Consider the following 6,967-nt stretch of genomic DNA (forward strand, 5'->3'; position numbering starts at 1 on the left):
GGTAATTGCCGTCGACGCTGATCGGCGATCAAGTACAAGGTAGGGGCGCTCACGACGTGAGCGCCCCTACTGCTATGGCCGCGACTGCTTCCGCCGCAGGACTCGCCATTCGCCATCCACAAAGCGGACCCCAAGAGCGGACGGGCGGCTAGCGCCCAAAGTCAGTCGTTCAGGTCGGCGCTCGCGTACCCCGAAAGCGGACACCCATCACTAATCGAGAGGCAATCACAGCTAACGGCCGGTCGCGGCCGCCGAGATTTGACGTGGCGCTTTCCAAGCCCTGCCTGGGTCCCCTAGCAGTAGTGCATGAAGCGCTTCTGGCTGTTCGCATCCTGCCTATTGGTCGCGAGCTGTGGCGATCCGGCCAAGCCGGTGACTATGATAGACAAGCGCCTGATCGCCGGGCTGCGGACGTGCGGCATTGATCCAGCAGACGCCGCTCAGGTGAGCGAGCGAGTGAACGGGAGGCTGAGTAATTATCTCGTCTTTAGCCGTGTCGCGCCTTATCCAGAGCCAAAGATGCGTTGCCTGGCTCGCGTGCTCGTGCGGGCGGACTACGGCATCAGGCAGTCAGGGGACACGTTCGAGCGGGCCTACCAGCCTGCTTGGAAGGCCGAGTTCGATATCCATGTGCAGGGGTTGGCAACATCCTGGCTGCAAGAACATCGCCCAGGGCAAAGGCCGCCGCGGTTTGTGAAAGGAGGCGGTTCACTCAGCGATTTCGCTCGCGAGCTCGAAGAATTCTGTGGGGCCAAGCCGAACGCCCTGTCTTTGAAGGGGCAATCGCTAACCGTTCCACTCCAAGACGACGAACCGCAGGCGGAGTGCCTATCAGCGGCTGCCCTGGCGGCCAATCTGGATAAGCATGGCTTTGCCGTGCAGACTTCGAGCTACGAGTAACGCGCTGCTGGTATTGTCAGGATCCGCTTTTGCAATCGAGAAACTGCCCGGCCGAAAACGCCCAGTATCGGACGTCGGGTACCTGTGGCAGGACCACTTTCGACAAAGGTGAGCATTGCGCAGTATGATCGGAAGCATCCAAGTTGCTAAGGCCGACATGGTCGCTCAAGAGCCTTGGCAGCTGTGTCTGCAGGTCGGATACGCAATCGAACGTTTGAAGGAGCGCGGCTGTGAGGCCGAGCTATCGCTTGATGCGCTGCACTTCGCCAATCTGTGGGAGTATCTTGGCGAGATCACCAACGGTGGTCACGCGCAATATCACGAGAATGAGGAAGACTGCACTCGTCATCTTGAGGGGATGAGCGAGTTGCTGCTGCGCATTGGCCTGCCGGGCCATGCTGATCTGCTAAACAAGTTCGGGCGTGTCGTCGTCGAAAACGAGGATCATATACTCGACCTTTGGGCGAGCGGCGATCACATGGCCGCCAAAGAGCTTTTCTACAACCTCGATGACCACTTCGCTGAGTTGGAGCGGAGGGAAGGTAAGCTCCAGGATCATCTACGGAACTGGCTGGCACAACAGCCGTGGATCGTGACGGAGGAGGATCAACGTTGATGGCGTAGCTGGCGAGGCGTCAACGTCCGCTTCCCACCAACTCCCGACATTCGATGCTCCCGAGGAGCGCCAGTCTGCCTCAAAGCCGCCGGTCCGCTTCTGGCGTGAAAAGCAGCCTGTCGGCTGTCGCCCAAAATCAGTCGTTCAGGTCGACTAGCGTGACACCCGGAAGCGGACATTCCCATCGACAGGGCAACCGCACGAGACGTTCAAAAGCCGGCACGAAGCGGGCACCCCCAAGAAGCGGAAGCTCGTTCCGCGGAGATCCTTGATGCGCGGGCATCGATCATGCGGCCTGCCTCAGCTCAATTAGCGTCAATGCGGTACGTTCTTGCCGCTCGTTTGGTGGCCATGACCGCAAACCATCTTCCAACACAGCGGCCCACTCACCCAAGGCACGCTCGCCGAACATGCCTGCGCTCCCAGCTAGCTTGTGGAGGAGAGCGATGAGGTCGGTCACTGCTTCGTCCGTGACGTCAGGGGTCGCAGCGAGTTTCTCCACGCTTTCCAAGGTGACATCGCGTCGCTCGATATAGCGCTCGCGCAGCCGGGACATCCCATTCACGTCGATTCCGGGTGGGCCGGCCTGTGCGGCTACATCTACGCGGCACCATCGGGTGAGCGCGACCTGTAGCTGCTCTAGACCTATCGGCTTAGCGAGGTGCGCCTGCATGCCGGCCGCCATGCATGCCCTTATGTCATCATGGTAGGCGTTCGCACTTAGCGCAACGATAGGCAGTCGGTCAGAAGTGAAACCGCCCGCACGAATGGCTGCAGTGGCCTCGAGGCCGCCCATCACGGGCATCTGCATGTCCATGAGCACCAAATGGTACGGCGTACCGCTCTCCGCCGCCGTCCGCACTCGCTCGATGGCTTCGACACCGTTCACCGCTAGATCGGCCCGTACCTGAAGCTTTGCCAAGAGGTCGAGCATGAACTCCTGGTTGATGTCATGATCCTCGACCAAGAGAATGCGACGCTCGTGGTCCTTTGATGGTTGTTCCCCGGCTGCTGCTCGCGCCGGTTGGCCTTGCATCACGGGCTTCGATACGGCGGGTGCTGATATTGTGACCTCGAATACGCTGCCGCAACCCTCTTCGCTGGTGACGCGGATGTCGCCGCCCATCAGGCCGACAAGCTTCTTGGTAATCGCCAGACCAAGACCCGTTCCACCGAAGCGGCTCACCGTCGAGGCTTTCGCCTGCTCGAACTCGTCAAAGATTGCTGCCAAGCGATCATTAGGAATGCCGATCCCGGTATCTATGACCTCTATCGTCAGCATGCCATGCTTCTCAGGGGTGGGGGCGACCCGGACGGTGACGCTCCCTTGGTTTGTGAACTTCAGCGCATTCCCTAGGAGGTTGAGGACAACTTGCCGTATTCTGAGCCCATCGCCCAGGACATATCCTGGTGCCTCAGGAGCAACCGACATCGATAGTTCGACCCCCTTCTCCAGGGCAGTCGCCATCATCAAGTTCACCGGGCCTTGCAGCACGTGACGGAGATCGATCGGCGCATGCTCGACAGTCATTTGCCCAGCATCGACCTTCGAGAGGTCGAGGATGTCGTTGAGGAGGCTCATCATGGCCTTGCCGGAATCCGCTACTAGACTGGTCTGCCGTCGCTGCTTCTCCGTCAGATCACTAGCGAGCAGGAGTTCAGTGAAGCCGATGACGGCATTCATAGGGGTGCGGATCTCGTGGCTCATGTTCGCCAGGAAGCGAGCTTTAGCCAGCGCGGCTGCCTCCGCCTCAGCGCGGGCGCGGTCTCGCCCTGCTAGGGCAGCCGCCACCGTGAAGCCGATCATGTAGTTGACCCAAACGAAGACCTGAAGCAGCTGCAGATGCGCTGGCACGCCGCCGCCTACCAGCGTGACGGGCCCGGATCCTTGAAGAGTAAAGGCAAGCGCTACTGTACTTACAACCACCATGATGGCGACCGTTCCGAGGCTGCCCAGGCGGAATGCGCCGAGGAGCACAAGCGGGCTTACAAGGAAGAGAAGCGGGTATGTCGATTGGGCAAACAAGACTGCCGTACCAACGCCCACCACCGCTAGAATTAATCCCCATTCGCTAGCTCTGCTCCACGTCGGCACGTGCGCTTGGGACAACGCCCGCGATATTACGCAAACCGACGGTGCAACGATCATCGAGCCGAGGCCATGGGTAAGAACCCAGGAACGAAAGAGATCGGGAAATGCTGCACCAGTCTCCCATGAGAGCACGAGTGCACCAAACCAGCCCATTATGGCCGGCGCCAAAAACCCCGACAACAGCCACAATTTGAGCAGATGGCTCAGATCCGAGACCGCGAACTGATCTGGTGATAGGCGCCGAAGCATGCTCCAGACGACCAGGACGTCGGCCGCGTTGGCCAATCCCAATAACGGCGCTGCCACAAGCGAGCGGCCACCCAGTAGGCAACCAGCGGTAACGCCGACCAGCGCAGCGAACGTAAGCGGCCACGCATCTTCCTGTTTGTGGAGGATCAGCGCTAAGATGAATCCGTTCGGCAACCAGACCGCAGCAATCCCGCCCCCGCCACGCGTGAAGAAAAGCGCGGCCCACGCCAGTAAGCCGACGGCTATTCCCGCCAACACCGATTTCAGGGCTCGGTTCGAAAAATCGCTTAAGCTAGTCATTCCGATGCAAGGCGCCAGCTGCTGGAGGTAGCCACGGCCACCAGATTGGATGGGCCGCAAACACGAGGCCTTCAGAGTATTATAGAGGCGATTGGTGGAGGCAGGACTCGCGGGAACTCGCACTTTTTGTAGGGAACGCCGACGCCCCGCGCGCTCGAACCCTGAGGCGGCTGCTATCACGCGTCCGATCGCGCAAACCGGACGTTCCGCTTGCGCCCACTTCTGGACGTTCGTTCAGGCAACACTTTGCCCCTGCAGGCCTGCTTGGGCAGCGGGCGAAGGTGGCGGGCTTGTTCGGCATCTCCTATCTAGAGCCGGAAGGGGCGGGCCGGCATGGATGCAGACGAAGTAGCGGAACGGCGCGAGGTATTTCGGCTACTCGCCCGAGGCTACGCCGATCAGGCGACCAAGCTACTTGCCGACGAAGATGAACGATCCACTATCTACGCTGCATTGGAGTTGCGCTTCGCCCTCGAAGCGTTGGCCTATGATCTCGCCTGTAACTACCTTGAAGAGCTTGGCGAAACGAAGACCTTGGAGTGGCAGGCCCCCAAGCTGGTCGAGAGACTGAAGGGCATCGATCCGTGGGCGGATAATGCGGTCTACGTCACGGGTGTTCATCCGGAGACTGGCGAGAAGGTGTTGATGGGCACCGACATGCGCATGGACTTGAGGAAGCTCAAGCACCGCTATCAGAAGCTCAACTCCGCCCTCCATGCCCCAACGATCGCCAAGGTAGAAAGCGGGAAGCCACGGAACATGGAGCGGCTACGTGCCGACTGCCGTGACGTTCTCTCGGTAGTAGAATCGGTGCTTGCCTCTACCGCGATGGTGGGTGGCGGCACCCACTACCCGGTGTTCCAGATGAACTGCCAGTGCGGCAAGGTGGTCAAGCGGCGCACCGATCCGCTGTTTGTTCATCGTGACGATCCATCGAGGGGAGACGAACACATCACTGTTCGGTGCTGGAATTGCGAAAACTCGGTGCAGCTATCGCTGAACGGCGACCACTATGAGGTGTCGCACAACATCTTCAACTTCGATTGCCCGCACGATGGGTGCGGCGGCGAGAACAAGATTTGGCAGAAAGACATGGTGGACGGCTACAAGGCCGATTGCGAACATTGCGGAGGTGCCATTCTCATGTCCACGGCGCTTCGCCCAGTCGCGGTCTGACAAGCCGGTATAAACGCTTTTGCGGGCCGACCGGGGCATGAACGAAGGGCCGCTTACCCTACCTCAGCGCCTATAAGCCGCCGGGCGGCTTCCCACCAATCTCAGCCGTTCCCGATCGGCAAAGCGGACTCTGAAAGCGGCCGGTCCGCTTCCGCCCACTTACGGACGTTCTGGCGTGGGACGAGGATCCCCAGTTGCGGACATTGGCGGTTCGGGCGACATGGGCCGGATGGCCAAATTGACCTTCCGCTATCGCTACGACGGCACTCCGAAGCTGATTTTGGACGATTTTGGTCGTCTTGATTTGCAGGTGGTCACCGAAGACCGCTCTGGCCGAGGTGGCTTTTGGGTACAGTGGCAGGACGTGAAGGAGTTTTGCGGAACGCTTGGGACATACCCGATTGATGCGACCCAGCCACTTTCTGCGGAGTGGGGCTACACCGAGGATGAGGTGTACCACCAAGTTCTGAGTATCACGATCGCACCAGTTGATGCGCTAGGACACCTGCGGGTCCGCGTCACTATCGCCGATGAGCACGATCCAATCGACTGCGTAAAGACCTCCTTTCAAGCGACCTATGCTGACCTCACAAGCCTCCAAGTGCAGCTTGTTGCGCTCATGGCGGGTGACTCCGAAGAAGCGACGCTTCGCGGCAGTTAACGCCCAAAGTCAGACATCAAGCAGGCCGTGCTCGCTTCCCGAGAGCAGACGTTTCTTCATCTGGGCCGGACGACGGCTTGCGGGAGGGCGCGCTTGCGTCACTCGCTCAAGGAAGGAATACTCCTGCCCGTGACGACCCCACTTGGCCTTGATGGCGCCACTCCCATTGCCTTGGCGGACATCGCCGCTGCCGAACGAGCGCTCGGCTTCACGCTGCCGCCTGCGCTCGTTGCCCTCTGCTTGGCCGAGAATGGCGGCATGCCGACGCGCTGTTGGCTAATCGACGAGGCGCGCGACATGGAATACTGGGTCAACTGGTTCATCCCGATTGAGCCGGCCGAGGCCACTACGGGCAAAGGGCTCGTGTCGATTTACTGCCAGATGGTCGGCGAGGGGGTGCTGCCCGCCGACAGCCTTCCGTTTGCTAACGATGCTGGCGGCAATTTCTTCCTGCTCGACCGCGACGATCGCCGCGTTTGGTTCATGCCCATGGATGAATGGCATCACGAGGAGACGGCCGAGCAGAATTGGGCACGCTCCGGCCGCGCCGTGGCGAACAGCCTGACCGCATTCCTCGCCGCGCTCAGCGCCGAAGTACCGTCCTGGGCGCGAGAGTAGCAGGAACGATCGGTCTGTTAAGTCGCGGCCATCCGGCAACATTCGGACATCAATTTAGGTGAGCTGCTCACCCGCCACTTCAGCCGCAACGACCCAAGATCCACCACTCGCTCTGCCTGCAGGCGCCACAAGTCTGAGACCATCAATGCTGTTCAGAAGCACCGGTCTGCCAGAGAGGCCGCCGGCTCGCTCTGGCGAGAAAAGCGGCTCGTCGGCTGTCGCCCAGACCCGGACGCTAAGGCGGGCACTCTGTTTTCCCGAAAGATGGTGTATCGCGGCGGCTGCGTTTCGAAAGCAGATGGAATGGCAGCCCCTTCACGTACGATGCCTGGATCGGGGTCGAACCTGACCTCGT

Annotated in this window: 6 protein-coding genes; 5 read left to right on the top strand and 1 reads right to left on the bottom strand. The window is 60.3% G+C overall.

What is annotated here, in order from left to right:
- Positions 1-306: 306 nt before the first annotated feature.
- Positions 307-900: a hypothetical protein gene (locus FHT02_RS20920; RefSeq protein ID WP_184092122.1), complete on the top strand. Its 594-nt coding sequence runs from the start codon at positions 307-309 to the stop codon at positions 898-900.
- A 124-nt stretch (positions 901-1,024) separates the two neighbouring features.
- A complete protein-coding gene (locus FHT02_RS20925; protein WP_184092124.1) occupies positions 1,025-1,516 on the top strand; it encodes a DMP19 family protein in 492 nt (163 codons plus the stop codon).
- Between the two features lie 286 nt (positions 1,517-1,802).
- Here the strand turns inward: FHT02_RS20925 and FHT02_RS20930 are convergent, their stop codons facing one another.
- Positions 1,803-4,157, bottom strand: coding sequence for an ATP-binding protein (locus FHT02_RS20930; RefSeq protein WP_184092126.1), 2,355 nt, complete (start codon positions 4,155-4,157; stop codon positions 1,803-1,805).
- A 333-nt stretch (positions 4,158-4,490) separates the two neighbouring features.
- Between FHT02_RS20930 and FHT02_RS20935 the strand changes: the two genes are divergently transcribed.
- From FHT02_RS20935 to FHT02_RS20945, 3 genes are all read left to right on the top strand, one after another.
- Entirely contained in the window at positions 4,491-5,333 is an 843-nt protein-coding gene (locus FHT02_RS20935) for a hypothetical protein (protein WP_184092128.1), read from the top strand.
- Positions 5,334-5,562: 229 nt separating this feature from the next.
- Entirely contained in the window at positions 5,563-5,994 is a 432-nt protein-coding gene (locus tag FHT02_RS20940) for a hypothetical protein (RefSeq protein ID WP_184092130.1), read from the top strand.
- Positions 5,995-6,123: 129 nt separating this feature from the next.
- Complete coding sequence (locus FHT02_RS20945; RefSeq protein WP_184092132.1) at positions 6,124-6,612, top strand: SMI1/KNR4 family protein; 489 nt, start codon at positions 6,124-6,126, stop codon at positions 6,610-6,612.
- Positions 6,613-6,967: the final 355 nt, after the last annotated feature.

The organism is Sphingomonas xinjiangensis (assembly GCF_014199255.1).
GTDB lineage: Bacteria > Pseudomonadota > Alphaproteobacteria > Sphingomonadales > Sphingomonadaceae > Sphingomonas > Sphingomonas xinjiangensis.

Coding starts and splice junctions, on each gene's coding strand:
- FHT02_RS20920 (WP_184092122.1), top strand. CDS start 307: ATGAAGCGCTTCTGGCTGTTCGCATCCTGCCTATTGGTCGCGAGCTGT.
- FHT02_RS20925 (WP_184092124.1), top strand. CDS start 1,025: ATGATCGGAAGCATCCAAGTTGCTAAGGCCGACATGGTCGCTCAAGAG.
- FHT02_RS20930 (WP_184092126.1), bottom strand. CDS start 4,157: ATGACTAGCTTAAGCGATTTTTCGAACCGAGCCCTGAAATCGGTGTTG.
- FHT02_RS20935 (WP_184092128.1), top strand. CDS start 4,491: ATGGATGCAGACGAAGTAGCGGAACGGCGCGAGGTATTTCGGCTACTC.
- FHT02_RS20940 (WP_184092130.1), top strand. CDS start 5,563: ATGGCCAAATTGACCTTCCGCTATCGCTACGACGGCACTCCGAAGCTG.